This window comes from Streptomyces sp. CNP082 (assembly GCF_059570535.1).
In genome coordinates, this window is record NZ_JCANSZ010000045.1 from 36,398 (window position 1) to 60,979 (window position 24,582).

The 24,582-nt window shown below is 73.3% G+C and carries 22 protein-coding genes; 12 read left to right on the plus strand and 10 right to left on the minus strand.

The window, feature by feature from the left end; all coding sequences use genetic code 11:
• Nucleotides 1-236: 236 nt before the first annotated feature.
• From B124_RS28145 to B124_RS28155, 3 genes are read right to left on the minus strand one after another with little or no spacing between them, the layout of a single operon-like run.
• A complete protein-coding gene (locus tag B124_RS28145; protein WP_496505789.1) occupies nt 237-1,109 on the minus strand; it encodes an ABC transporter ATP-binding protein in 873 nt (290 codons plus the stop codon).
• Nucleotides 1,106-2,233 (minus strand): FecCD family ABC transporter permease, encoded by a 1,128-nt coding sequence (locus tag B124_RS28150; RefSeq protein WP_496505790.1) that lies wholly within the window; start codon nt 2,231-2,233, stop codon nt 1,106-1,108. Before B124_RS28150 ends, B124_RS28145 begins: the two co-directional genes overlap by 4 nt.
• Complete coding sequence (locus tag B124_RS28155; protein WP_496505791.1) at nt 2,223-3,239, minus strand: ABC transporter substrate-binding protein; 1,017 nt, start codon at nt 3,237-3,239, stop codon at nt 2,223-2,225. The genes B124_RS28150 and B124_RS28155 overlap by 11 nt, the downstream gene beginning before the upstream one ends.
• 134 nt (nt 3,240-3,373) lie before the next feature.
• Between B124_RS28155 and B124_RS28160 the strand changes: the two genes are divergently transcribed.
• From B124_RS28160 to B124_RS28190, 7 genes are all read left to right on the plus strand, one after another.
• Entirely contained in the window at nt 3,374-4,591 is a 1,218-nt protein-coding gene (locus tag B124_RS28160; RefSeq protein ID WP_496505792.1) for an MFS transporter, read from the plus strand.
• Nucleotides 4,588-5,385: a TauD/TfdA family dioxygenase gene (locus tag B124_RS28165; protein ID WP_496505793.1), complete on the plus strand. Its 798-nt coding sequence runs from the start codon at nt 4,588-4,590 to the stop codon at nt 5,383-5,385. The genes B124_RS28160 and B124_RS28165 overlap by 4 nt, the downstream gene beginning before the upstream one ends.
• A 101-nt stretch (nt 5,386-5,486) precedes the next feature.
• The gene (locus B124_RS28170) at nt 5,487-5,714 is read left to right on the plus strand and encodes a hypothetical protein (RefSeq protein ID WP_496505794.1); all 228 of its coding nucleotides are present in this window, start codon (nt 5,487-5,489) and stop codon (nt 5,712-5,714) included.
• A complete protein-coding gene (locus tag B124_RS28175) occupies nt 5,711-8,002 on the plus strand; it encodes a heavy metal translocating P-type ATPase (protein WP_496505795.1) in 2,292 nt (763 codons plus the stop codon). The genes B124_RS28170 and B124_RS28175 overlap by 4 nt, the downstream gene beginning before the upstream one ends.
• Nucleotides 7,999-8,508, plus strand: coding sequence for a copper chaperone PCu(A)C (locus B124_RS28180; RefSeq protein ID WP_496505796.1), 510 nt, complete (start codon nt 7,999-8,001; stop codon nt 8,506-8,508). Before B124_RS28175 ends, B124_RS28180 begins: the two co-directional genes overlap by 4 nt.
• A 110-nt stretch (nt 8,509-8,618) precedes the next feature.
• On the plus strand, nt 8,619-8,747 hold the full coding sequence (locus B124_RS28185) for a hypothetical protein (protein WP_496505797.1): 129 nt from the start codon (nt 8,619-8,621) through the stop codon (nt 8,745-8,747).
• 132 nt (nt 8,748-8,879) lie between these two features.
• Entirely contained in the window at nt 8,880-9,158 is a 279-nt protein-coding gene (locus B124_RS28190; protein ID WP_496505798.1) for a hypothetical protein, read from the plus strand.
• A gap of 9 nt (nt 9,159-9,167) precedes the next feature.
• Here B124_RS28190 and B124_RS28195 read toward each other — a convergent pair whose 3' ends face one another.
• Entirely contained in the window at nt 9,168-9,626 is a 459-nt protein-coding gene (locus B124_RS28195) for a DJ-1/PfpI family protein (RefSeq protein WP_496505799.1), read from the minus strand.
• A 92-nt stretch (nt 9,627-9,718) separates the two neighbouring features.
• Between B124_RS28195 and B124_RS28200 the strand changes: the two genes are divergently transcribed.
• A protein-coding gene (locus tag B124_RS28200; protein ID WP_496505800.1) for an IS5 family transposase occupies nt 9,719-10,551 on the plus strand; the annotation gives its coding sequence in 2 pieces (ribosomal slippage) (nt 9,719-10,058 and nt 10,058-10,551; 834 coding nt in all).
• Between the two features lie 273 nt (nt 10,552-10,824).
• On the opposite strand, the gene B124_RS28205 is transcribed toward B124_RS28200, so the two are convergent.
• Nucleotides 10,825-11,466 (minus strand): superoxide dismutase, encoded by a 642-nt coding sequence (locus B124_RS28205; RefSeq protein ID WP_496505801.1) that lies wholly within the window; start codon nt 11,464-11,466, stop codon nt 10,825-10,827.
• Between the two features lie 214 nt (nt 11,467-11,680).
• Here B124_RS28205 and tsaD point away from each other — a divergent pair, with 214 nt between their 5' ends.
• The 4 genes from tsaD (at nt 11,681) to B124_RS28225 (ending at nt 16,388) form a co-directional block, all read left to right on the plus strand.
• Nucleotides 11,681-12,730 (plus strand): tRNA (adenosine(37)-N6)-threonylcarbamoyltransferase complex transferase subunit TsaD, encoded by a 1,050-nt coding sequence (gene tsaD, locus B124_RS28210; protein ID WP_496505802.1) that lies wholly within the window; start codon nt 11,681-11,683, stop codon nt 12,728-12,730.
• Complete coding sequence (locus B124_RS28215; protein WP_496505803.1) at nt 12,730-13,302, plus strand: GNAT family N-acetyltransferase; 573 nt, start codon at nt 12,730-12,732, stop codon at nt 13,300-13,302. The genes tsaD and B124_RS28215 overlap by 1 nt, the downstream gene beginning before the upstream one ends.
• 15 nt (nt 13,303-13,317) lie before the next feature.
• Complete coding sequence (gene alaS / locus B124_RS28220) at nt 13,318-15,984, plus strand: alanine--tRNA ligase (RefSeq protein ID WP_496505804.1); 2,667 nt, start codon at nt 13,318-13,320, stop codon at nt 15,982-15,984.
• 68 nt (nt 15,985-16,052) lie between these two features.
• A complete protein-coding gene (locus B124_RS28225) occupies nt 16,053-16,388 on the plus strand; it encodes an antibiotic biosynthesis monooxygenase family protein (protein ID WP_496505805.1) in 336 nt (111 codons plus the stop codon).
• Between the two features lie 49 nt (nt 16,389-16,437).
• Here B124_RS28225 and B124_RS28230 read toward each other — a convergent pair whose 3' ends face one another.
• The 5 genes from B124_RS28230 to B124_RS28250 form a co-directional block, all read right to left on the minus strand.
• Entirely contained in the window at nt 16,438-17,307 is an 870-nt protein-coding gene (locus B124_RS28230) for an ECF transporter S component (protein WP_496505806.1), read from the minus strand.
• Nucleotides 17,304-18,917 (minus strand): ABC transporter ATP-binding protein, encoded by a 1,614-nt coding sequence (locus B124_RS28235; protein WP_496505807.1) that lies wholly within the window; start codon nt 18,915-18,917, stop codon nt 17,304-17,306. Before B124_RS28235 ends, B124_RS28230 begins: the two co-directional genes overlap by 4 nt.
• Nucleotides 18,914-20,113 carry an energy-coupling factor transporter transmembrane component T gene (locus B124_RS28240; protein WP_496505808.1) on the minus strand — a complete coding sequence of 400 codons (1,200 nt, stop codon included), beginning with the start codon at nt 20,111-20,113 and terminating at the stop codon, nt 18,914-18,916. The genes B124_RS28235 and B124_RS28240 overlap by 4 nt, the downstream gene beginning before the upstream one ends.
• 77 nt (nt 20,114-20,190) lie before the next feature.
• On the minus strand, nt 20,191-21,267 hold the full coding sequence (locus B124_RS28245; RefSeq protein ID WP_496505809.1) for a hypothetical protein: 1,077 nt from the start codon (nt 21,265-21,267) through the stop codon (nt 20,191-20,193).
• The gene (locus B124_RS28250) at nt 21,264-24,110 is read right to left on the minus strand and encodes a hypothetical protein (protein ID WP_496505810.1); all 2,847 of its coding nucleotides are present in this window, start codon (nt 24,108-24,110) and stop codon (nt 21,264-21,266) included. The genes B124_RS28245 and B124_RS28250 overlap by 4 nt, the downstream gene beginning before the upstream one ends.
• Nucleotides 24,111-24,582: the final 472 nt, after the last annotated feature.

The window sequence follows — 24,582 nt, forward strand, 5'->3', positions numbered from 1 at the left end:
CCACGCTGACCTGCGAGCTCACCGGCATCACAGAGGCATCGGTTTCGGCCGGAACGAACCCCACCAGCATCCCGGACCGGCATCAGCCCCGTCAGAGCGGACAGAAGCACTTCCGGCGCGCGCCACGAGATTTACCACGCCCCCGGCGCGCACCGAAGGTGCGCTGGACCGATGACCTGCGACGACGTATCTCTATCGGGTGACGACGGGCACCGTTCCTGACCCTCGTCGACCCGTCATCCCCACGGTGTCTGGCATGCGGATGGCACACCGGTGTCCCCGTCGCCGGAACTCGGTGTGTCGCTGTCCGGGCGGATTGCACCGTCTTCGCGTGTGGTTGCTCTCTGTGCGGGGCCGCGGTAGGCGACCGTGAGGTTGTCCAGGCTGTCGCGGCCGATCTCGGCGTCGACCTCGAAGACCTCCGCGAGGCGGGCTGGGGTGAGGACGTCGGCGGGGGGTCCGTTGGCGACCAGTCGGCCGTGGTGCATGAGCAGCAGGCGGTCGCAGTAGCGGGCTGCCAGGGACAGGTCGTGCAGGGCGACCAGGACCGTCTGGTCGGTGCCGGAGAGCAGGTGCAGAAGCTCCAGTTGGTGTTTGACGTCGAGGTGGTTGGTGGGCTCGTCCAGGAGGAGGGCGTAGGGCTGCTGGGCGAGGGCGCGGGCGATGTGGGCACGCTGCCGCTCGCCGCCGGAAAGGGTCTTCCAGGAGCGGTCGGCAAGGGCGGTGAGTTCGAGGCGGTCGAGCGCGGCGGCGATCACGGCGCGGTCGGTGGTGTCCGGTCCTTGCCAGCGGTCGCGGAACGGGGTGCGGCCGAGGCCGACGACGTCGGTGACGCGCAGGTCGGTCTCGGTGCCGGGGGTCTGTTCGACGAAGGCGAGCCGGCGGGCGATGCGGCGCGGGCTCCAGTCGGCGATGGGCTCGCCGTCGTAGCGCACGGTGCCCGCGCTCGGGGTGCGCAGACCGGCGAGGCAGCGCAGCAGTGACGACTTGCCGGATCCGTTGGGTCCGATCAGCCCGGCGGTCTCGCCGGGGTCGAGATCGAGGCTGACGTCCTCGACGATGGTCTTGCCGCCGGCCGCCCAGCTCAGCTTCTCGGCGGTGATCCTCACAGCTCACCTCTTCTGCGCAGCACCAGCAGGAAGAGCGGGACGCCGAGTACCGCGGTGAAGACGCCGACCGGCACCTCCTGCGGGTCGAAGGCGACGCGGGCGAGCGCGTCGGTCCAGACCAGGAAGATCGCGCCGGCAAGGGCGGAGAACGGCAGCAGCGTCCGGTGCAGCGGGCCGGCGAGGAATCGCACGCCGTGCGGCACGATGAGGCCGACGAAGCCGATCGCGCCGACGGCGGCGACCGCGACCGCCGTCATCAGCGAGGTGACGACGAGGAGGACCGTACGGGTCCTGCGTACGGTGACGCCCAGGGAAGCGGCGGTGTCGGCGCCGAAGCCGAAGGCGTCGAGTGCGCCGCTGTAGAGCCACAGCACCGCCAGGCCGAGCGCCGTGACCACCGCGCACACGGCCACCGCGTCCCAGCGCGCGGACGCCATGGAGCCCAGCAGCCACTGGATGATGGCCCGGGTGACGTCGGCGTCACCCGACGCCATCATGATCAGGTACGTGAGCGCGGTGAACAGTTCCGCGACCACCACGCCGGTGAGTACCACCCGGTTCGAGTCGAGGCCGCTGCGCCGCAGCAGGAGCATCAGCAGGGCGAACGACACCATGGCGCCGGTGAACGCGCCGCCGGTGGCGCCCAGCGAGCCCGCGCCGTAACCCAGGACGACCACGATCACCGCCCCGGTCGACGCTCCGGAGGAGATGCCGAGGAGGTAGGGGTCGGCGAGCGGGTTGCGCGTGACGGCCTGCAGCGCGGCCCCGCATACCGCGAGGCCGGCGCCGACAAGGGCCGCAAGCAGGACACGGGGCAGGCGCAGGTCCCAGATCAGCGAGTCGGCCAGGGGCGGCAGCCGTTCGACCTCCAGCCCCAGCCGGGGCCCGAGCACGTGCCACAAGTCCCCGTAGCCGACGTCCGCCACCCCGATGCGTACCGACACTGCCATCGACGCGAGCAGCGCCGCCATGCCGATCACGAGCAACGAGGCGACGGACAGCGCCGAGGGGCCGGAAGCCGGCGGCTTCGCCACCCGTGCGGTCGCCGGGAGCAGCGATGCGGTACGGGCCGAGGGGTGCAGCGGGTCCGCACAGCGGGCGGACGCCGGGAGTTCAGCGGGCATACCCCAGGTCCTTCAACCCCTCCGCCACCAGACCCAGGGTGTGCACGCTACGTACCGAGGGGTCCATCTCGACGCCGGGCACCTCGATGATCCGGTTCTTCCGGACCGCCGTCAGCTTCGAGACGAGCGGGTCCTCGCGCATCATCTTCCGCTTGTCCTCGGCGGTGTCGCCTGCCGCGCCGCGCTCGGGGATGTCGCCGATGACGACGACGTCGGGGTCCTTCTCGGCGATCGCCTCCCAGGAGACCTCGGGCCAGTCCTCGTCGACCTCGTCGAAGGCGTTCCGGGCTCCGACGAGGCGGCTCATCTCGCTGGGCAGCGCACTCCCGCCCGCCACGTACGGCATGCCCTTGTACACGGAGTAGACCCAGACGACGGTCGGTTTCTCCCTGTCCGCCCCGGCCTCACCGGCGGTGCGGGCCGCCTGCCGCACTGCGGCGCGCTGCTCCTCGACCAGCCGCTCGGCCCGTTCCTCGACGCCGAAGACCTTGCCGAGGTTCGCGTAGTCGTCGAAGAGGAGATCGAAGGGTGTCTTGCCGGTGTCGTTCTCGTCCGGGCAGTCGACGGCGCTGATGTACGAGGGCACTTCGAGCTCGGCCAGTTCCGCCCGCGTGCCGACCTGGTCCTTGGTGAACAGGTCGGAGAACGAGGACACGACCATGTCCGGGGTGGCCGCGCGCAGCCGCTCCCCGGTGAGGGTCTTCGGGCTGAGCACGGGTATCTCGTCGTAGGCATCCCGGTATTCGGCGGGGATCTCGGTCTTGAGGTTGGACGTGCCAGCCATGCGGTCACCGAGGCCGAGTTCGATCAGCGTTTCGGTGGAGGACTGATCCAGGGTCACCGCACGCTCCGGCGCTTCGCCGAACGACAGCTTCTGTCCGCAACTGGTCACGGTCACGGCCTGTGCGCCGCCGTCGTCCGCTGACGTGGCGCCGTCGGAGGAGGAGCAGGCCGTCACGACGGCGAGGGACAGGGCGACGCCGACGAGGTGGGCGCGGTGGCGCATGGGTCCTCCGGTGGGCAAGTTCTTGCAACTTATGAGCAACAACACACTTGAATGCAACAAGGTCCAGCCCGGAGAGTATAACGATAATGATTTTCATCAAAGGGGAAGAGCCGTCAAGGGCACCCGGGACGGGCATGCGGTCCGTCCTGCTCGACGTGGGGTTCCTGCGGCTGTGGTGCGGGGCCACGGCATCCGGGCTGGCGACCTGGGCGCTGCAGTTCGTCCTCGGACTGGCGGTACTGGAGCGGGCGTTGACTGCGACGGAGCTGGGTCTGCTGCTGGCCGCCCGCACCGTCGGCTTCCTCGCGGCGGTGCCCGTCGGCGGAGTGCTCGCCGACCGGCACTCCCGCCGCGGCGTGGTGCTCTGGTCCGGCCTGGCCGCCGCCGCGTCCGCACCGCTGCTCGCCGCCGGACTCGGCCGGTCGATGGTGCTGACGGCCGCGGCGGCCGCGGTGGCGGGTGCCGGCCAGGGCGCGTGCCGTCCCGCTTTCCATGCGCTGACCGCCGAGGTCGTCGACGAGGGCCGCAGGCAGCAGGCCAACGCCGCGATGACCCTGGCGGTGCGGGTCACCACGCTCGTCGGCCCGGGGCTGGCCGCGCTCCTCGCCGTCGTCCTGGACATCCGCGGGCTGCTGCTGGGCATCGGACTGCTCTGGCTGATCGCCGCGCTGGTGCCGGGACGGGGCGCCGGGGCAGGGGCAGCCGCCGCAGAGCACCGGGACTCCTTCGTCAGGGAGTTCACCGAGGGGATACGCGAGGCGCGCCGCCACCCCTGGTTCGTCGCCGGGCTCGGCGCGCTGACCGCCGTCATCTTCACCGGCTACTCCGCCACCGGCGTCGCGCTGCCCCTGGTCAGCCGGGACCGGTACGACACCGAGGTGGTGCTCGCCGCCGCGCTGACCGCCTACACCGCAGGGGCGCTCGCCGGAGCCCTGGTCATCGCCCGCTGGCGGCCCCGCGCCCAGGGCTGGGCGGCCCTGGGCGCGCTCGCCGCGTACGGGTTCGCCCCGCTGAGTCTGATCTTCCCGGTCCACTTCGTCGTCGTGATAGCCGCCTACGCGATCGCGGGCCTGGGCATCGAGCTGTTCAACGTGCCCTGGTTCACCGCCTCCCAACGCGAGGTGGCGCCGGACAAGCTCGCCCGGGTCTCCTCGCTGGACTTCCTCGTCTCCTACGGCCTGGCCCCCGTCGGACTCGCGCTCATCGCCCCGGCCATCGACGCCTTCGGCCTCCGACCGGTCCTCGGCGTCTGCGCGCTGGTCTGCTTCCTCGCCCCCGCCGCCGCTCTGCTCACCCCCACCGCCAAGCACCTCTCCCGCCACCCCGCACCCCTCGCGAGCAAGGACACATGAGCAACCACCTCCTGCGACAGCCGGCCGACGTGTCCCCGGGCGCGAACGGCCCCGGCGTCGTCCCCGACCGCCTCCCCGCCGCCCGCGCGCACGAGACCGGCGACTCGCTGGCCCGCGTCGGCGCCGTCGTCCTCACCGGCCGCGACACCACCGCCGACGCCCTCGTCGTCGCGGCTGCCGAAGTCCTCGGCAGCCGCCTGGCGGAGCTGTACCCGCAGCGCCTGCGCACGTCCCGCGACGGCAGCCCCGTCCACCTGCACGCCGACAGCTTCGACCTGACCGTCGACGTCGGCGGCGTACCGCGCCGCCGACGTGACCCCGACGAGGACTTCGTCCTCGTCCAGTGCGTACGCCCAGCACCCGCCGGCGGCGAGTCCTTCGCCGTCGACGCCTACCGTGTCGCCGACGACCTCGCCGCAGCCGATCCCGAACTGCACGGCTTCCTCACGGACACCGACGTCGACCTGTACGGCGTCTGGGCCGGGCTGCGCGGCCTGCCGGCCGTCCCGCGCGTCGGCCGGCACGTCGAATACACCCGCACCGGACGGCGCATCGTCCGCCGCACCGACGGCGCCGCCCCGTTGCACCGCGATCCCGAAGCCGTCCGCGTACAGGCCATGCTCGCCCGCCTCGACGAGACCGTCCGCGCCCTGGAGCCGGGACTGCCGCGCTTCACCCTCGGCGCAGGCGACATCCTCGTGCTGGACAACTACCGCTGCTGGCACGGCCGCGACGCCCACACCGGTGAGCGCAGCGTACGAATCCTCACCCTGCGCAGCACCGACGCCCGCTGACCCGGGCCGGGAACTTTCCGGTCACCCGCACCGACTACTGCACCGGACGGCCACGCCTCGGCGGTCCGGTGCGTATCCCTGCGGTGAAAGGCCGGAGAACGGTGAACGAGCACGTCGGGCGTGCGGCTGCGGTGGTGCGGGGGGTGTTGCCGCCGCCTCGGTTCTTCGGGTTCCTGCTGTTGCTCGCCGTGGTGTTCGCCGTCGCGTACGGCGTGGGATCCGCGGTGGGGCCCGTCGCTCCCGACATGCGCGGCTCCGATCCCGAAACCGGTGTCAGCGACGCCCCCGCCGGGGACGGCGGCGACTCGCACGGGACGCACGGGCGATGACCGAGACCGCGTCGCAGCCTGGGGTCACCACCGACCTGGCGGTGGACGGCATGACCTGTGCCGCCTGCGTGCGGCGGGTCGAGAAGCGGCTCGGCCGGCTGGACGGCGTGCGCGCGACCGTCAACCTGGCCACGGGCAGGGCCCGGGTGAGCCATCCGCCCGACGTAACCGCCGAGGTGCTCATCGACGCCGTCCGGCAGGCCGGTTACTCCGCCGCGCTGCCGGAGCCGGAGCGCGCCGCGGCCGGGGGCGGTGAGGAGGACGACCCCGTACGACGAGAGCGCGACCGGCTGGTGATCACCGCGCTGCTCGCGGTGCCCGTGCTCGCGCTGTCGATGGCCCCGGCCCTGCAGTTCCGCAACTGGCAGTGGCTGTGCTTCGCCCTCGCCGCCCCGGTGGCTGTCTGGTCCGCCTGGCCGTTCCACAGCCGCGCGCTGCGCGGGCTGCGGCACGGGGCGTCCACCATGGACACGCTGGTCTCACTGGGCGTGGCGGCATCGTTCTCCTGGTCGGCGTACGCGCTGTTCCTCGGCGGGGCGGGTGAGCCGGACATGCGGATGGGCTTCAGCCTGGTGCCGGACGCCGGGCACGGCCCCGCCCACGTGTATCTGGAGGCGGCGGTCGGGGTGCCGCTGTTCGTGCTGGCGGGCCGGTTCCTGGAGGCGCGGGGCCGACGCGCCACCGGTACGGCGCTGCGGGGTCTCGCCCGGCTCGGGGTCAAGGACGTGGCCATACGCGAAGGCGGCGTGGAGCGGCGCGTCGCCCTCGCGGAGCTGCGGATCGGGCAGCACTTCCTCGTACGGCCCGGGGAGCGCGTCGCCACCGACGGCGTCGTGGTGGAGGGCAGCTCCGCCGTGGACCTCTCGCTGGTCACCGGCGAGAGCGAGCCGGTGGAGGTCGGGCCGGACACGGAGGTGACGGGCGGCGCAGTCAATGCCGGCGGGTTGCTCGTCGTACGGGCCGCGGCGGTCGGAGCCGATACCCAACTGGCCCGTATCGCACGCATGGTCGCCGAGGCGCAAGCGGGCAAGGCACGAGTCCAGCGGCTCGCCGACTCCGTGTCCGGGGTGTTCGTGCCGGCGGTGCTCGCGCTGGCCGCCGTCGTGCTGGGCTTCTGGGCCGGTGCGGGCGCCGATGCGCAGGCGGCGGTCACCGCCTGCGTCGCCATCCTGGTCGTGGCGTGCCCGTGCGCGCTCGGTCTGGCCACCCCTACCGCGCTGATGGCCGCGACCGGCCGCGGCGCCGAAGCCGGCGTCCTCGTCCGCGGCGCCCGGGCCCTGGAGACGCTGCGTAACGTCGACACCGTCGTACTGGACAAGACGGGCACCCTGACCACCGGTCGGATGCACGTCGTCCGCGTCACCGCGCTGCCCGAAGGGCTGGGCGAGTCAGCGGTACTGCGGCTGGCCGGCGGGGTCGAACAGGGCTCGGAGCACCCGGTGGGCCGGGCCCTTGCGGAGCATGCGCGGCGCGCTCGGTCCGAGGAAGCACTCCCGGAGGTACGTGACTTCCGCGCCGGCGCCGGCCGGGGCGTCAGCGGGTACGTCGATGGGCGGCAGGTGGAGGTCCGTACGCCCGGAGAGACTCTGCCGGAGCCCTTGGCGCGGGCGCTCGCCGCGGCGGAGGCCGCCGGGCGCACCGCCGTCGAGGTGGTGGTGGACGGCGGGACAGAGGCGGTGATCGAGGTCGGCGACGTGCTGCGTCCCGGGAGCTACCGCGCCGTGGACCGGCTGCGCCGCCTCGGGGTGAGTCCGGTGCTGGCCACCGGTGACCGCGAGGCGCCCGCCCGCGCCGTCGCCGCCGAGGTGCGGATCGCGGAAGTGCATGCCCGATGCACCCCCGAGGACAAGGCCGCACTCGTCGGACGGCTCCGGGCGGAGGGCCGCCGGGTCGCCATGGTCGGCGACGGCGTGAACGACGCCGCGGCGCTGTCGGGTGCCCACCTGGGCATCGCCCTGGGCAGCGGCACCGATGTCGCGGCCGGGGCCGCCGACGTGACGCTGGTACGCCGCGACATCGCTGCGCTGGCGGACGCGGTGCAGCTGGCACGGCGCACGAGGGGCACGATCCGCGCCAACCTGCTCTGGGCCTTCGGCTACAACATGGTCACCGTGCCGCTGGCCGCCGTCGGCCTGCTCACCCCCATGCTGGCCGCAGCCGCGATGTCGGCGAGTTCGCTGCTGGTGGTCGGCAACAGCCTGCGGCTGCGGACCACCCGCCTCTCCGGTGCGACGCCGCGGAACCGAACGCTCGTGGAAAGTCGGCGCGTTGCGGGAGGGCAGCCGTGACTACACCGCACCGTAGGCGGCGCTTCCGTGAGGTGCTGCGCGCCGTACTCGCCCCCGTGGTGGCGAGTGCGGTCGCGCTGGCGGGCCTGTCCGCCTGGGTCGCCACGGGGAACGCCGGCGTGCCGCCCAGGATCGACGTCGTCGTGGGGTACGTGCTCCTCCCGTACGGCGAATACCGCAACACCTCCGCCTTCTTCCTGATCTCCAACACGGGCGACGTGGACGACAGGCTCGTCTCGGTCACCTCGCCGGCCGCCGGTCGCAACGGTGCCCGGCTCGGCCGGCACCGTGCCACGGCCGGGGGCGGGGCGGCGGTCAAGGAGGTCGTCGGCTCGGCCGCCATCCCGGCGCGCTCCCGCCTGGACATGGACCCGCACAACGTGACCGTGCTGCTGAACGCACCGGACAACTGGAAACCGGGTGACATGGTGCCGTTCACACTGCGCTTCGAGCACAGCGGGAGCATCGAGACCGAGGCGGTCGTCACCCGCCCCGGCACCAGCTGAGCAGCGGCCCACGGCACTCTCCGCTCCGGGCCGATCACCGGGAACCCGCCGTGGGCTCCCTCCGACTCCTCTTCGTGAAGCGGTGAGGGCGAGCGCAGTGAGGAGGCGGCATGGGCGGGCTGGACGTGCGCATGCGCGGGGTCGGCTGCCGGCACGGCCGCGTCGAGGCCGTGCGCCACTCCGACGCCGAGCTGGTCGAGGTCGCCCTCGACAACGACGCCGACAAGGTCAAGGACTAGGTGGCGCGGCTGGGCGAGAAGTTCGGCACCGAGAACGCGGCGGCGAAGTGGGTGAAGACCTTCGACCCGGAGTAAGCCGAGCTGAGCGCCGGCATCAAGGACGCCTGGCCCTGCGGCGAGGCGCCCGGTGCCGTGACGCAGGTCTTCACCGACTGGGCGGGGAAGATGGCGGGCGCGCGGTCGCTCGGTACGTACGGGCCCGAACCCGTGACGGCGCAGCAGGTCTCGGAGCTGTCGGCGAAGCAGCCGGAACTGGTGCTGGACAACGCCCACATGTCCACCGGCACCGTGCTGCCGGACTCGGGAGCGCACCAGGCGAAGATCGTCAACTACCCGGGCGAGGACCTGGATCTGCTGGCCGTCTACCGCAACGCGGCGGCCGAGGTCGAGAAGGCCACGGGTGCGCAGTGACCGGGCGGTTCACCCCGGGGAAGGCGTGGGGTCCGAGATGCGGTCACCGGCTCCCGGAACGGGACGCCTGCCTGCTCCACACCGTCCGCGCGCCTGGTACTCCAGCATGCGCACCACGTCCAGCGTGGCGTCCGGGCCGAACTCGCGGCGGACCATCCAGAGGGCGGGTTCCAGGCCGGAGGTGATGCCGCCGGAGGTGACGACGCCGCCGTCGTTCACCACCCGGGCGCGGGTCAGAACACTGCCGTAGGACTCCAGCGCCTCGAAGGCGCCGTGATGCGTCGTGCAGGGACCGTTCTTCAGCAGGCCGGCCGTGCCGAGGAGGATCGTTCCGGTGCAGACCGACGTGAGGGTCAGACCCGGTTGCGGAGCCCTGGCCAGGGCCAGGGGCAGGACGCCGCGGCGGATCTCCCGGCCGACACAAGGTCGGTTCGCGTCGGCGAAGCCGCCGCCCGGAACGACGAGCACGTCGGCCTCCCCCGGGCGCCCAGCCGTGGGTGAGGTGCACGGGGTGCCCTAGGTCGTGTCCGTAAAGTGGTTGGTGCGTTGGTCTGTGTGTGGTGCGTCGTCATGAGTTGACTGATCGGGCGTGGGTGGTGATTGAGCCGTTGCTGGCTCCTTCGCGGATGGGCCGTCCGGTGCGGGATCGCCGTCAGGTGGTCAACGGGATCTTGTGGAAGCTGTCCGCCGGGGCGGCCTGGCGGGATCTGCCGGAACGCTACGGCCCGTGGAAAACGGTCTACGAGCGTTTCCGCCGCTGGTCGGCGGACGGTACGTGGGACCGGCTGCTGGCCCATGTCCAGCAGCACTGCGATGCTGTCGGCGCGGTCGATTGGAGTGTGGTGTGCGTGGACTCCACCTCCGTGCGGGCCCATCAGCATGCGGCGGGGGCGCGAAAAGGGGGCAGTGCTGGCCGGGTGAGGCGATCGGCCGGTCCCGCGGAGGGCTGACCACGAAGATTCACCTGGCCTGCGACGGGCAGGGCCGACCGCTGGCCTTCACCCTCACCCCGGGCAACGTCAACGACTGCACCCAGTTCGAGCAGGTCATGGCCCGCATCCGCATCCGGCGGAGCGGGCCCGGCCGGCCCAGAACCCGGCCCGCACGTGTCGTTGCCGACAAGGGCTACTCGTCCACCAAGATCCGCGCCTACCTGCGCAGACGAGGCATCAAGGCCGCGATCCCGGAACGGATCGACCAGATCAACGGCCGCATCCGCCGAGGCGAGAGCCGTTGCCGACTCAACCGCGCCGCCTACCGCCGCCGCAACCTCGTCGAACGCTGCTTCAACCGACTCAAGCACAACAAAGCCCTGGCCACCCGCTACGACAAACGAGCCCGCCACTACCAAGCCCTGGTCACCCTCGCCTGCCTACAACTCTGGCTCCCCTGACATTGCGGACACGACCTAGGGGGCGGTGACGGTCCGGGAGCCGTCGGACGTGCTGATCGGCGACTCCGCGATCGGCCTCGCACCCGACCTGTTCCCGGGCGAGCACGGAACCTGCTTCACCCGCGTCCCCTGACCGGCCCGCGGCGTCCGGGCCGGGAACGCGCAGACGAACGGGCTCCCGCGAGCGTGTGCTTGCGGGAGCCCGTCGTCGTGCCGCCTGCAGGTGAAAGGTGGAAGACGATCACGAGCAGGACGTAGGGGTGTGCTCCGCCGTCAGGGCGCGAGCAGCAGGTTGTTGCCGTTCTCCTTGGCGGCGGCGTAGCGCTTGGCCACGTCCTGCCAGTTGACGACCTCCCACATGGCGTCGATGAAGTCGACCTTCTGGTTCTTGTACTGCAGGTAGAAGGCGTGCTCCCAGGCGTCGAAGACCAGGATCGGGGTCGAGCCCTGGCCGACGTTGCCCTGGTGGTCGTAGATCTGCTCGACGATGAGCCGGCCGCTGACCGGCTCGTAGGCCAGGACGCCCCAGCCGGAGCCCTGGGTGGTCGCGGACGCCTTGGTGAGCTGGCCCTTGAAGTTCTTGAACGAGCCGAAGGACTCGGTGATGGCGTCCGCGAGTTCGCCGACGCCGTCCTTGTCCAGGGGCTCGCCGCCGCCCTCGCCGGTCATGTTGTGCCAGTAGATGCTGTGCAGGATGTGCCCCGAGAGGTGGAAGGCCAGGGACTTCTCCAGGCCGTTGAGCGCCCCCCACTGTTCCTTGTCCCGCACCTCGGCGAGCTGCTCCAGGGTGTCGTTCGCGCCCTTGACGTAGGCCGCGTGGTGCTTGTCGTGATGCAGCTCGATGATCTCGGGGCTGATCACCGGGGCGAGTGCCGAGTAGTCGTACGGAAGCTCCGGGAGCGTGTACAGCGCCATGTCCAACATCCTCCGACGTAATTGCTACCTCTTCGCAATTGCACGCTAGCAGCAAGAGAGGGCCGGACCCGATCAGGCATTGGTCCTAGGACCACCGTCGTGTCGTCCGCCGCCCGTCCGGCGCCGTTGACCTGCGTGTCCGTATCCGGCTAGGCATCGCAGGCAGCTTATTGCACACTATTTGCAACAGCGATATTAGTGCAGGAATGAGGGGATGGGTGTGGGCTCTCCGATCGTGCTGGGCATCGAGTCGTCCTGCGACGAGACCGGCGCGGGGCTGGTGCGGGACGGGCGGCTGCTGGGGGAGGCGGTGGCGTCGAGCATGGAGGAGCACGCCCGCTTCGGCGGGGTGGTGCCGGAGATCGCCGCCCGCGCCCACGTGCACGCGCTGCGCCCGGTCGTACGGGAGGCGTTGGCGGACGCCGGGTTGCGGCTCTCGGACATCGGGGCAGTCGCGGTGACCACCGGGCCGGGGCTGTCGGGTGCGTTGCAGGTGGGGCTGGCGGGGGCCAAGGGCATCGCGTACGGGCTGGGGGTGCCGCTGTACGGGGTCCACCACCTCGCCGGGCACGTGGCCGCGGACACGCTGGAGCACAGGCCACTGCCGGATCCGTGCGTGGTGCTGATCGTCTCCGGCGGCCACACGTCGCTGGTTCTCGTACGCGACCTGGCCCGGGATCCGCTCGTCCACCTCGGCGACACCCTGGACGACGCCGCGGGAGAGTGCTTCGACAAGGTCGCGCGGGCCTTCGGGCTGCCGTACCCCGGTGGCCCCGCGATCGACCGGGCGGCGCGTGAGGGCGATCCGCGCGCGGTCGCGTTCCCCCGGCCGCTGCCCGGCTCTTACGACTTCTCCTTCTCCGGGCTCAAGACCGCCGCCGCCCGCTGGGCCGAGGTATATACGGGCCGCGGGCTGCCCGTGGCGGACGGCGCCGCCTCGCTCCAGGAGGCCGTCGCCGACGTGCTGACCCGCAAGGCGGTCGCGGCCTGCGCGGCGCACGGGGTGGGCACACTGGTCGTGGTCGGCGGCGTCGCCGCCAACTCCCGGGTGCGGGCGCTGGCCGAGGAGCGCTGCCGGGCCGCGGGCGTCCGGCTCCGGGTGCCGCCGCTGCGGCTGTGCACGGACAACGGGGCGATGATCGCGGCCGTGGGCGACCTCCTCGTACGCGCCGGGGCCGCGCCCGCGCCGCTGGAGATGTCCGTCGACCCGTCGGCGCCGCTGGAGTACGCCGCCCTCCAGCCCGGTCTGGCGGTGGCGGCCTGATGCGTACCGGAATCCGAGCCCTCGACGGCTCCGCACTCCTCGCCCACACCGGCGCCCTGCGCTCCGTCTACGTCGACGCCTTCTGCGCCCCGCCGTGGAACGAGGACGAGAGCAAGGCCGACGAGTTCGCCGCCGGGCTCCCGGAGAACTGCCGCCGGCCGGGCTTCACCGCCGCGACCGCCGTGCAGGACGACCGGATCGTCGGCCTGGCCACCGCCTGGACCACCCTGGCGCCCTTCCCCACCGACCGCTGCTACCCCCAGGCAGCCGCCGCCCTCGGGCCCGAGCGCACCGCGCAGTTGCTGTGCGGCGCGCTGGAGATCGTCGAACTTGCCGTCACCCCGGCCGCCCACGGCACCGGGACGGCCGCCGGACTCCTGGAGGCGGTCACCGCTGACGCGCCCGAGGGCCGCGTATGGCTGCTGACCTCCGTGCAGGCACCGCGCGCCATGGCCTTCTACCGCCGCCTCGGCTGGACCCAGGCCACGCATCCGTCCACCGAGGGGAAGGGCATAGTCGTCTTCCTCGGCCCCCACCACCCCGCGCGGTCGCTGGCCGCCCTCCCCCTGTAGACCCGGAGCCCCTCCTTGCGTACCGCCGAGATCCGACGCCGTTTCCTCGACCACTTCGCCGAGCGCGGGCACACGGTCGTCCCCAGCGCCCCGCTGCCGACGCCCGACCCGACGCTGCTGTTCGTCAACGCGGGCATGGTCCCGTTCAAGCCGTATCTGACGGGCGAGGTCCAGGCGCCCTGGCCGCGGGCGGCCAGCGTGCAGAAGTGCGTGCGCACCCTGGACATCGAGGAGGTCGGACGGACCAGCCGGCACGGCTCGTTCTTCCAGATGAACGGCAACTTCTCCTTCGGCGACTACTTCAAGGACCGGGCCATCGCCCTCGCCTGGGAGCTGAGCACCACACCGGTCGCCGACGGCGGCTACGGACTGGACCCGGCCCGTATCTGGGTGACCGTGCACCACAGCGACGGCGAGGCACGCGCCCTGTGGCGGCGCATCGCCGGGCTGCCGGACGAGCGGATCGTGGCGCGCGGCGACGAGGACAACTTCTGGTCCATGGGCGTGCCCGGGCCGTGCGGTCCGTGTTCGGAGCTGTACTACGACCGCGGGCCGGACTTCGGCCGCGCGGGTGGCCCGGAGGCCGACGAGGACCGGTTCATGGAGTTCTGGAACCTCGTCTTCATGCAGTACGAACGCGGGGAGGGCACGGGCAAGACCGGCTACCCCATCCTCGGCGAACTGCCCCGCCGCAACATCGACACCGGCATGGGCCTGGAGCGCATGGCCACCCTCCTCCAGGGCGTCGGCAGCCTCTACGAGGCCGACGAGACCCGCCCCGTCCTGGACCGCGCGGCCGACCTGTCCGCCACTCCCTACGGCGCGGCCCCGCACAGCGACGTACACCTCCGCGTCGTCGCCGACCACGTCCGCACCGCCCTGATGCTCCTCGCCGACGGCGCCGCCCCCGGCAACGAGGGCCGCGGCTACGTCCTGCGCCGCATCCTGCGCCGCGCCGTCCGCTCGATGCGCCACCTGGGCCACGAGGACCCGGTGCTGCCCGAACTGCTGGCAGTCGCCCGGGACTGCATGGCGCCCGGCTACCCCGAAGTGGCGACCGCGTACGACCGCATCGCCGAGCAGGCGGCCGGCGAGGAGGCCGCCTTCCGGGCCACCCTGAAGCAGGGCACGACCGTCCTCGACACCGCCGTGGCGCAGGTCAAGGCGCGGGGCGGCGGCACCCTGCCGGGCGACCAAGCCTTCCTGCTGCACGACACCTACGGCTTCCCCGTCGACCTCACCCTGGAGATGGCCGCGGAACAGGGCGTCGCCGTGGACCGCGAGGGCTTCACCGCCCTGATGCGCGAGCAGCGCGAACGCGCCCGCGCCGACGCCCGCGCCCGCAAGTCCGGTGGTGCGGTGGACACTTCCGCCCTGCGGACGGTCCTGGACGAGCACGGCCCCACGGACTGGCGCGCCTGGGACGCGCTCAGCACGGAATCCCGCGTGCTGGCCCTCCTCGGCCCTGCCGGAGCCCTGCCGGCCGCCCGGGAGGGCGACATCGTCACCGCCGTCCTGGACCGCACCCCGTTCTACGCCGAGTCGGGCGGCCAGGGCAGCGACGCCGGCCGCATCGCCGGCACCTCGGCGGAGGCCCACGTGCTGGACGTACAACGGCCGCTGCCGGGCCTGGTCGTGCACCGGATCCGTGTCACCGCCGGGGAACTGGCGGTCGGCGACGCCGTGCACGCCGCCGTGGATCCCGAGTGGCGGCTCGGTGCCCGCCAGGCCCACTCGGGCACCCACGTGCTGCACGCCGCCCTGCGCCAGATCCTCGGCCCTTCCGCCCTGCAGTCCGGCTCGTACAACCGCCCCGGCTATCTGCGCCTGGACTTCCCCTGGCGCGGCGGCCTCTCCGCCGCCGCCCGGAGCGAGATCGAGGAGGCCGCCAACCAGGCGCTGCGCCGCGACCTGCCGGTCGGCGTGCGCTGGATGACCCTCCCCGAGGCGCGGGAGCTGGGCGCGCTGGCGCTCTTCGACGAGACGTACGGCGAGAAAGTGCGGGTCGTCGAGATCGGCGGCGCGTGGTCGCGGGAGTTGTGCGGCGGGACCCATGTCGAGCACGCCTCGCAGGTCGGGGTCGTCGCGCTCACCGCGGAGTCGTCGGTCGGCGCCGGCATGCGCCGCCTGGAGGCGGCGGTCGGCGCCGACGGCTTCGCCCACCTCGCCCGCGAACGCGACCTGGTCACCCGCGTCGCCGAACAACTCCAGGCCCCTCGCGCCGAACTCCCCGACCGCATCGCCACCCTCCTCGACCGGCTCAAGGCGGCCGACCGGGAGAACCAGCGACTGCGCCAGGACGCCGTACGCGCCCGGGCGGCCGTCCTCGCCGGCCAGGCGGCCGACGCGCACGGCGTCCTCGTCGCCACCACGACCACCGACGGCGGCGCCGACGCCGCGCGGTCGCTCGCGGTCGCCGTCCGCGACCTGCTGCCCGCCGAACGCCCCGGCGTGGCCGCGGTGGGAGCACGGACCGGCGGTGGCAAAGCGGTGGTGGTGGCCGCCGCCAACCCGGCCGCCCGCGCGGCCGGGCACGACGCCTCCGCCCTCGTCAGGCAACTCCTCCACGGCCGCGGCGGCGGCACCCCCGAACTGGCGCAGGGCGGCGGCCTGCCCGCCGCGCACCTCGACGAAGCCCTCGCTGCCGTGCCTGATCTCCTCACCCGGCATGAGATGACATAGCAAGTAATTGTGCGATCAAGTCAGCCAACTGCCCCATGACCCAAGTTGTATAGGGGCACACTCTGCCTATGACTATTACCGCGAGCATCGACTCCAGCCGCCCCGTCGCGACGCTGATCAACGTCTTCACCGTTGCTCCCGACCGCCAGGCGGAACTCGTCGCGCACCTCGCCCGTGCCACCGAGGAGACGATGAAGCACCAGCCGGGCTTCATCTGCGCCAACTTCCACGCTTCCCTGGACGGCCGCCGGGTCATCAATTACGCCCAGTGGGAGACCGAGGACCACTACTGGAAGATGCGCGCCAACCCCGAGGCCCAGGTCCACATGGACCAGGCCGCGGAGATCGCCACCGACGTCCAGCCCAGCCTCTTCGAAGTCCGCTCCACGCACGCCAAGGCGTAAGAGAGTTCCTGCGCCCCGGCCGCGGCCGCCGTCACCGGCCGGGGCGCGGTCAGGCTGAGCGGCCGTGCCGCCGGTCGGCGGCGGAATCCGGGGCGTGGCCGTAGGAGGCTCTGCGGGTGGCGCGGCGGAGGACGGCCAGGATCGCCGGGCCCAGGGTGAGGATGGCCAGGGTGTTGGTGATCGCGCGGCCGGTGTCCCAGCCGGCGGTGGAGGTGAGGAGGGTGAACACCGCGAAGCGGTGGAGGTTCTCCAGCACCGGGGCGCCCGGGACGTAGGAGATGTGGCCGTCGTGGTACGGGACTTCGGCGTCGGTGATGAACGGCCAGAACCACAGGTTCATGAGGAAGCCGAAGACGTACGACACGGCGATGCCGTACGCGACGAGCATCGCGATCTCCGCCCGGCCCCGCACGCGCCGCGGCAGCAGCCCGGCGCCCATGCCGATCCACGCGGAGCACAGCATCTGGAACGGCAGCCACGGGCCGACCCCGGCGGTCAGCAGGGCGGAGGCGAAGAGGGACGTGCAGCCCAGGACGAAGCCGAAGCCGGGGCCGAAGACGCGGCCGGCGAGGACGAGCATGAAGAACACCGTCTCGATGCCCGCGGTGCCCGCGCCCAGCGGGCGCAGGGAGGCGTTGACGGCGGAGAGCACACCGAGCATCGCGAGTGCTTTGGAGTCCATGCCGTTCTCGGAGAGTTCGGCGAGGACGACGATAATCAGGACGGGGAGGATGCCCATGAAGACGTACGGGGCGTCCGGCCCATGCTGCATGCTCTGGGGTTCGACGCGCACCAGCAGCGGCCAGACGAACATCATCAGTCCGGCGAGCGATGCCAGCCCCAGCGTCAGCGCCGAGCGCGGGCCCACCCGGATCGCCTTGTCCGCCTGGTCCCAGCGGCGCAGGTACGGCCCGCTCACCGGACGCCGTCCGGCAGCGCGGTCCGTACGTCGGCGACTGTGAGCCAGTCCGGGCCGAGGATCTTCGCGACCTGCGGTGCGAACGCCGGGGAGCCGCCGAGGACTTCGACGGCCGGTCCGTCCGAGACGACCTCGCCCTCCGCCATCACCACCACCCGGTCGGCGACAGTGGCGACGAATTCCACGTCGTGGGTGGCGACGACCACCGCCCGGCCTTCGCCGGCGAGGGCCGCGACGGTGCGGCCGAGGGCGGCCTTGGCGGTGTAGTCGAGGCCGCGGGTGGGTTCGTCGAGGAGCATCACGGGTGGGGCGGCGGAGAGTTGGACGGCGAGGACGAGGGCGAGGCGCTGGCCCTCGGAGAGGTCGCGGGGGTGCGCGGTGTCCTCGACGCCCGGGGCGATCTTGTCCAGCAGTGCGCGGCAGGTGCCGGCGGGGGCGTCGGACTCGGAGTCGGCGGCGGCGCACTCCTGCGCGACGGTTTCGAGGAAGAGCAGGTCGCCGGCGGTCTGCGGGACGAGGCCGACGGTCTTGCGGGCCTTGGCGCTGGGCACCTGGGCGGGGTCGACGCCGTTGACGTCCACGGTGCCGCCCTGCCGCGAGCCGGAGCCCTGGAGGGCCCAGAGCAGGGAGGACTTGCCGGTGCCGTTGCGGCCCATGAGGGCGGTGACGCTGCCGGGGTGCAGGTCGAGTCCGACGCCGCGGACGGCGACGGTGCGTCCGTAGCGGACGACGACGCCGGTGGCGGTGAGGAGGGGCGGTGCGGTGGGGGGAGCCGCGGTACGGGCCGGGGGCGCGGTCTTCGCCAGGTCGGCCCGCAGTGGTGCCGCCAGCCTGCGGGCGTCGCGTACGGACAGCGGCAGCGGCTCCCACCCCGCCAGCCGGCCCAGCTCCACGATGGGTGGGGCGATCGGCGCCGCGCGCAGCACCTCGGCGGGGGTGCCGTCGCGTACGGTGCCGTCCCCGGGCACGTACAGCATGCGGTCGGCGAAGGGGATGACGCGCTCCATGCGGTGCTCGGCCATGACGACGGTGGTGCCGAGGTCCTGCACCAGCCGGGCGAGGGTGGCGAGCACGTCCTCGGCGGCGGTCGGGTCGAGCGCGGAGGTGGGCTCGTCCAGGACGAGCACGTGCGGGTGGGTGGTGAGGACGGAGCCGATGGCGACCCGCTGCTGCTGGCCGCCGGACAGCGTGCGCAGGGCGCGGCGGCGGAGGTCGGCGATGCCGAGGAGGTCGAGGGTCTCCTCTACCCGGCGGCGCATCACCTGCGGGGCGAGGCCCAGTTGCTCCATCCCGTACGCAAGCTCCTCCTCGACGATGTCGGTGACGAACCCGGCGAGCGGGTCCTGCCCGACGACGCCGACGAGGTGCGCGAACTCCCGCGGCGGCCGGGCGCGGGTGCTCACTCCGGCGACGGACACGCTGCCTTCGAGGTGGCCGCCGGTGAAGTGCGGCACGAGGCCGTTGAGGGTGCCCAGGAGGGTGGACTTGCCGGCTCCGGTACGGCCGGCGACGAGCACCAGTTCCCCTTCGCCGATCGACAGGGTGACGTCGGCGACGATGGCCTCGTTGCGGCCGTGGTACCAGAAGGCGACGTCTGTCAGCTCGATCACGCGCGTACCTCTGTGGTCTCTGTGTCGTCTGCTTCGTCGGCGGGGGCGTCGTGCGTGGATTCGGGCGGTGGCGAGAGGAACGCCGGCAGCACGCCGAGCAGCACCCCCGCCAGCGGCAGCCAGGAGAGCATCGGCCAGGACAGGGTGGTCAGGGACGGGTTGAGGTTGAGGGGGTCGACGCTGGACGTGGTCCAGAGCACGGCGGCGACGCCGAGGCCGCTGCCCGCGACGACGAGTTCGGGCGGCTGCCAGCGGTCCGGCCGGTAGCGGGTGCGCTGCACCCGGGCGCCGGCGAGCCGGAAGCCGACGAGCGCGACGGCGGCGCTGGGCAGGAGCAGCGGGGCGGCGAGGTAGCGGGGCGTGGTGCCGTCGAGGGTGGCGTAGACGCCGACGCACACGCCGAGCAGGCCGGCGACCATCAGCGTGCCGGTGAGCAGACGGGCGCGTGCGGCGGCGCGGCCTGCGCGGCCGTAGCCGCGGGAGTCCATCGAAGCGGCCAGCAGTAGCGAGCGGTCGAGCGCGTCGGCGAGGACCGGGATGACGATCGCGCGCAGCGCGCGTATCCGTCCGTCGGCGCTGCCGCCGCGCAGTTTGCGCGCGCGCCGCACGCGCAGCGCGCTCTCCGCCAGCTGCGGGAAGACGGACAGCGCGATGACGACGGCGGTGCCGACCTCGTACAGCGCGGGCGGCATCGCCTTCAGCAGCCGCTTGGGGTTGGCCAGCGCGTTGGCCGCGCCGACGCAGACGACCATGGTGGCCAGCCGCAGCCCGTCGTACAGGCCGCCGAGCAGCGACTCGGCGGAGACGTCGCCGAAGAGCCGGATCCCGGCGGCCCACGCGGGCAGCGGGATCTCCGGCAGCCGCACGATGATCGTGGCGCCCTCGCCGCCGCCGAAGACGAAGCGGAAGAAGAGCCGGATCAGCACGATGAGCGCCCCGAGCCAGAGGTAGAGCCGGAACGCCATGGCCCAGGGCGCGTCCGAGCGGCGGGCGACGACCACGTGGCAGGCGACGGCGACGACGGTGAGGAGCAGCCAGGGGTTGGTGGTGCGGCTGGCGGCGACGGCGAGGCCGAGGGCCCAGAGCCACCAGGCGGCGGGGTGGAGGTCACGCGGAAGGAAGTAGGTGCTGAGGGGGCGGCGGGGGCTTCTCGTCCCGGTGCGGGCCGCGTCGGTGGCGGGGCCGGCGGGCACCATGGGCCCCGCCTCTCCGGTGGGTGTCGCGTCCTGCGTGGGCCCCGCGTTCGACGCGGGCTGAACCTTCCGTACGCGCCTCACCCTTCCCGCGCCCGCCGGCGCCGCCGGGCGGTCACCCACGTCCCCGCCGCCAGCACCACGAGCGCGCCCGCTGCCGCCCAGGGCGCGATGTCGCTGGCGCCGGACTCCTCGCGGACGGCCTCGGCCACGTCGCGGTTCTTCTCGCCGCCGGTGAACTCGACGTTGTCGCCGGGGTCGCGGGCGGCGTCCGCGTCGGGGCCGGTGTCGTCGCGGGGGCGGGGCGGGGGGAGCGCCTTGCCGTTCTCGCCGCGGGGGGCGTCGTCGCCGGCGGTGGTGGCGCCGGAGTCGGCGGCCTCGCCGGGGGCGCTGCCCGTAACGCCGGACGTGCCCCCGCCGGTGCTCGTACCGCCGCCGCTCCCGCCGCCGGCCGGCGACGAGCCTCCGGATGCGCCTTGGCCGCCGCCGAGTCCGGGCTGCTGCTCGTCCGGGTCGTCGGACCTCGGCGGCGGCTCGTCGGGCGCGTTGCAGGCGCGCCCGCCGGTGCCGGGGCGGACGGCGGCGATGCGCGGCTCGGGGTTGGTGCCGGCGGTGGCGTTGAGGGAGAACGACCAGCCCTCGAAACCACCGGGGACGAAGTCGCGGTTCTTCACCCCCCACTGGCTGTACTCCCAGGCGCAGTTGTTGCCCGCGTGCCAGTACGACCAGTAGGCACTGGCGGGCGGGGTGTCGACGCAGCGCTCGCGGTAGCCGGAGTTGCCGCGGACGGGGATCTCCTCGGTCGCCGAGGGGCGGTTCTCGATCCGGCAGATGAACGACTCGCCCCAGCGCCGCACGCCCTCGATCTGGAACCCGGCGCCCTTCAGCGCGTCCAGGCCCGTGCCGGGGGAACTGCCCGGATAGCAGCGGACGATGGTCGTACCGCCGAGATCCTGGAAGTCGATCACGACGGTGACGCCCGTGGAGTCCTTGCAGAAGCCGGGGTGGCCCTTGCTCTGGTCGACCGCGTGCGCGGCGCCAGGGGCGGCGGTGAGCGCAGATGCGGCGAGGGCGGTGGCGGCGAGGAGGCGGGGGGTCCGGTGGCGCGGGGGTGGGGCTGGGCGCGTACGGGAAGAGCGCGTGCCGGAGTTCGTCATGCGGTCACCGCCTCTGGGCTGTCGTTCCTGCGGGTACGGGTCCGGCGGAAGTGGCGTACGGCGAAGAACGCGGCGACGACCGTGCCCAGCGCTGCGGCGGCGATGAACGCCGCCCACGCCCACGTGGGCAGGCCGTCGTCGGCTGCCTGCCCACGTCCTTGCGCGTCGGCCGCGGTCTTCTCGGCGAGCGCGGCGGCGGTCGGCAGTGTCACGGCGGGGACGACAGGCGAACCCGGTGCGCTGGTCCACGAGGCGCCGGCCACGCCGGGGGCGACGGCGGCGCTGGTCACCGGGTCGCTGCGCCGCTCGCCGAGGGCCGCGGGCATGCCGCCGTCCGCGTGCAGCATCGCGCCGAGGGCGCGGGCAGTGGGCGTAGCGTCGAGCCCGGCGGACTGCCGGCCGCCCGCGACGAGGGCGCTGAGGACGACATCGGGGGTCCCGGCCGTGGGGTGGACGAGGCCGTCCTTTCCGGGCGCGGAGTTGAGGGCGGTGGCGGCGGCGGTGAGGGCGTCGAGGCGCCGGGGGGACCAGTGGCCGGGTACGGAGGCGGCGGCTTCGCCGGACGCGGTGTCCCCCGAGTCGGTGCCGGAGGAGGCGTCGCCTGAGCCATCACCGGGTGCCGCGTCCCCGGAGGTGCCGCCGGATGCGGCGGTCTCTGCTTCGCTGTCCTCCGGCGCCACCGTGGGCCCCGCCCCGTCCGCGGCCGTATCGGAAGCCGTGCCGGCCGCCGTGTCCGCCGCCTCGGCGTTCAGCGCCACTGTCGCGGCGGCCGTCGCCGCCAGGTCGCCCGTCCGGCAGTCGCCCTGGTCCGGCAGCAGCGCCTCCGGGAACGTACCGTCCGCGCACTGGTGTCCCGCCAGTACGTCGAGCGCCGCTTCGGCCGCCGCCGGGCCCGAGTCCGGGTCGGCGGCCGTCGCCAGCGCCGCCCAGGCGTGCCGCCGCGTCGACCCGGTCGCGTCGCCGTGCACTCCGGTGTCGGTGAACCGGCCCTTGCCCGTGCGCAGTTCGGCCAGCTCCGCGCCGAGGCGGTCGGCCGGCGCGGCGGCGCCCCGGAACCCCGCGACGATGCGCAGCTTCGCCAGCGGCTCGGCGTAGGCGGCCGGCCCGTCCTCGTACGGAACGCCGTGAGCGTACGCCGCCACCGAGTCCGCGGCGAGCAGGAACCGCGCCGCCCGCGCCGTGGCCTCCGGCTGCTCTCCGAGCACCAGCAGCGCGAAGACCAGGTCGGCGGTGGCGTCGTAGTCCACGAACCGGCGGCCGTCCTGGGTGACTTCGAGGTGGTCGCCGTCGACCAGACGGCCGGCGAGGTAGCGGCCGAGCCGGCCGGCGGGGGTGTCGGGTGCGGGCCGGGAGTGGTCGGTGGCGGGCTCGACGGGGCTGCCGCCGGTGGAGCCGGGAGGCGGGGCGGGGCGACCGGTGTCGGGGTCACCGTCGCGGCCGCCGCCGCCGTCGCCGGAGCCGCCGCCGTCCCGCCCGTCCGGGACTTCAGGCCGCTGGCCGGGCGGGTCGTCGGACCCGCCGCCTGGCCCGTTCGGACCGCCCGGACCGTCAGGCCCGCCCGGCTCGTTCGGACCCGGTTCGTTCGGCTCCTCGCCGCCCGGCGGCGCGTCGCCCCGCGTCAGCTCGTAAAACCCGGTCTTCGCCAGCCCCAGCGACGCCTGCGCGCTGGCCCGTACCCAGGTGTCCAGGCCGACGATGCCGCCCGTACGCGCCGCCTCGTACTCCGTGGGCGTGTACGCGATCGCCCCCACGTGCTCCCCCAGTGCCCCGCCCGCGTCCGCCTGCGTGGCCTGCGCGGACGCCAGGTACGCCGTCCCCTTCTCCACCGCCTCACCCGCGCCCCCCGCCTCGGCGAGGGCCTGCACGATCAGCCCCGTGCTGTTGGTGTTCGGCGCCTCCGTACTCACGCCCCCGCCCCAGCCGCCGCCGGGATCCTGCCGGTCGCGCAGCCAGACCACCGTCCGGTCGATGGCGCCGTCGAGCCCCGTCGCCCCCGCCTCACGTGCCGCGAGCAGGGCGGACAGCGCGAGCCCCGTGGCGTCGCCGTCAGGTGCGGACTGCCCGTACTCCTTGCCCTCGTCGCAGGTCGCCAGCTTCCGGCCGTCCGGGGTGACGTGGTCGCCGGTCTCGTCCGTGGGCACGTACGAGAAGAAGATCCGGAAGTAGCCCTCCGCGCACTGCTGGCCGAGCAGCATGTCGATGGCGAGCCGGTCGTTCTCGTCCGCGCCGGCGAGGCCGATGACGGCGAGGGCCTGGCCGAACACGTTCGCGTTGTTGCTGACGAAGTCGGCGAGGTCCGGGTCCTTGGAGTAGTCGCTGAGGCGGCCCTGGTCGGGGCCCGAGCGCGGGATGGCGGCCTTGGTCTCGGCGACCATGTCGTAGCCGCCGAAGTCCCGCGGGTCACGGCCGGCGGCCTCGGCGGCGACCAGGGTCTTGGCCGCCGCGCCCCCGCTGATCACGGCGTCGTAGCCCTGGTCGGGCACGAGGCCGTCCCAGGTGAAGTAGTCGCTCGCGTGCTTCTCCTCGTCCAGGTACGCCGCGATCGGCTCGGCGAGGCGGCCGTCGCCCGAGGCGTGCAGGGCGAACAGGACGTCGATCATCAGGCCGTGGTCGGGGAGGGCACCGCCCAGCGGGTTGCGGATCGTGCCGTCGTCGGAGAGTTGCGCTTCGAGCCAGCGGGAGGCGGAGCGGGCGGCGGCGAGATCGGCGGCGGCGTCGGCCCGCGCGGGAGGCGGCGGGGCGCCGACGGCAAGGGTGGCCGCGGTGAGGAGGGCGCAGAGTGCGCCGACGGCGGCGCGTGCACGCGTACGTGTACGTACCGTCCGCGGAGCCGACTGACGCACGAGTTCGTCACCCCCAATCCCCGGCGAGAGGAGGGGAGCGCACCGCATGCGGCGCCGGCGTCACCCCTGCTTTCGCGACAGTGGTTCTGGTTCTGCACCACCGCCCGTGTGGTGGACCCGACTTGTCACCTCGGTGACCTACGGTTGCGCGACAGTGCCGGACTTCGACCGGCTTCCCCGACGCGGGCGGCATGTATGAAGTTGTCGGTATTCGAACGGACGGAGCATAGCACCGCGACTGACAGTGATGATGTTCGTGAGCGTCTCCCGGCGGGGTCTGACCCAGCGACTGACTGACCTTGGGTCCTCAACGGGATCTGTCGGCCCTGGCCGGGAGACGCTCGTGTGCATCCACCGAGCGGGCTGGCGTGACTTCATAAGAGCCTGGCCAGAGGCCCCATCACTGTCTTGTCCGCCTGCCCGGCCGGTGGCTGCCGCCCTTGTCGGATCAGGTGAAAGGACGGCGATGTCC